General features: G+C 72.1%; 1 pseudogene. It reads left to right on the top strand.

Annotation, left to right across the window (positions count from 1 at the left end):
* A pseudogene (locus AC27KI_RS26905) lies at window positions 1-588 on the top strand (DNA ligase-associated DEXH box helicase); the annotation flags it as partial.

Raw genomic sequence — 588 nt, 5'->3', positions numbered from 1 at the left:
GACCTGCGCGTGCCCGCCAGCGAAGTCCTGGCCATCCGCAACACGGCCAATGCCGCCCGGGCCGAAGCCGACGATGCCGCGGGCCACCCCCTGCCCGAGGCGCCGCACGGCGACCCCGAGCGCCAGGCCCTGCTGCACGAAGTGCTGGCCAGCCTGAACGCCACCGAGATGGCGCGGCGGCGCTTTCGCGAGATCGCGCGCGTGTCGGGGCTGATCTTCCAGAGCCACCCCGGCGAGCGCCGCAGCGCCCGCCAGCTGCAGGCGTCGTCGCAACTGTTCTTCGAGGTCTTTCGCAAATACGACACCACCAACATGCTGCTGCGCCAGGCCGACGAAGAGGTGCTGAGCCAGGAACTGGACGTGGCCCAGCTGCTGGCCGCGTTGCGCCGCATGCAGGGCCAGCAGCGCGTGGTGCGGGCGCTGCTGCGGCCGAGCCCGTTCGCCTTTCCGCTCATGGTGGAGCGCTTTCGCGAAAAGCTCACCAACGAGCACCTGGCCGACCGCATCGCGCGCATGCTCGCGCAACTGGACAGTGCCGCCGACGCCCGCGGCCCGGCGGCCGAGGCCGCGCCCCGCATGCAGGACGTG

Source organism: Acidovorax sp. KPB24-03, from assembly GCF_057546605.1.
The sequence above is the reverse complement of the archived record's forward strand: the minus strand, read 5'-3'. Positions and strand labels throughout refer to the sequence as shown.